Origin of the sequence: Enterobacter sp. DC4 (genome assembly GCF_000568095.1) — a bacterium.
GTDB lineage: Bacteria > Pseudomonadota > Gammaproteobacteria > Enterobacterales > Enterobacteriaceae > Enterobacter > Enterobacter pseudoroggenkampii.
Window position 1 is genome coordinate 1 of record NZ_AZUB01000026.1, and the last position, 516, is coordinate 516.

A 516-nucleotide genomic window follows, 5' to 3' on the forward strand; every position below is an offset into this window, starting at 1 on the left:
TCAAAGGTTCATATCACCTCGCCGGCGCTTTTCGCAGATTAGCACGTCCTTCATCGCCTCTGACTGCCAGGGCATCCACCGTGTACGCTTAGTCGCTTAACCTCACAACCCGAAGATGTTTCACTTCTGATTGCAAAAATTTGAGAGACTCGAACACACCTTAAAGATGTGTCGTTTCAATTTTCAGCTTGATCCAGATTTTTAAAGAGCAAAACTTCGCAGTGCACCTTTTCAGGTTCACTCTGAAGTTTTCTTGTATTTGCAGTAAAAGATGGTGGAGCTATGCGGGATCGAACCGCAGACCTCCTGCGTGCAAAGCAGGCGCTCTCCCAGCTGAGCTATAGCCCCATCGTTTTGCAATCTCTGTACCGCTCATCCTTTAAAAGGAGTTTGGTAGGCCTGAGTGGACTTGAACCACCGACCTCACCCTTATCAGGGGTGCGCTCTAACCACCTGAGCTACAAGCCTGCAGAGATTTTTACTGCTGTTTTTCATCAGACAATCTGTGTGAGCACT

Annotated in this window: 2 tRNA genes and 1 rRNA gene; all 3 read right to left on the minus strand. The window is 47.9% G+C overall.

The annotated features are described in order from the left end of the window. A 23S ribosomal RNA gene (locus tag P349_RS0124910) occupies positions 1–102 on the minus strand; the annotation flags it as partial. 170 nt (positions 103–272) lie between these two features. Continuing rightward, positions 273–348: transfer RNA gene (locus P349_RS00020), tRNA-Ala, on the minus strand. Positions 349–391: 43 nt separating this feature from the next. After that, positions 392–468, minus strand: a tRNA-Ile gene (locus P349_RS00015). Between the last annotated feature and the right edge of the window lie 48 nt (positions 469–516).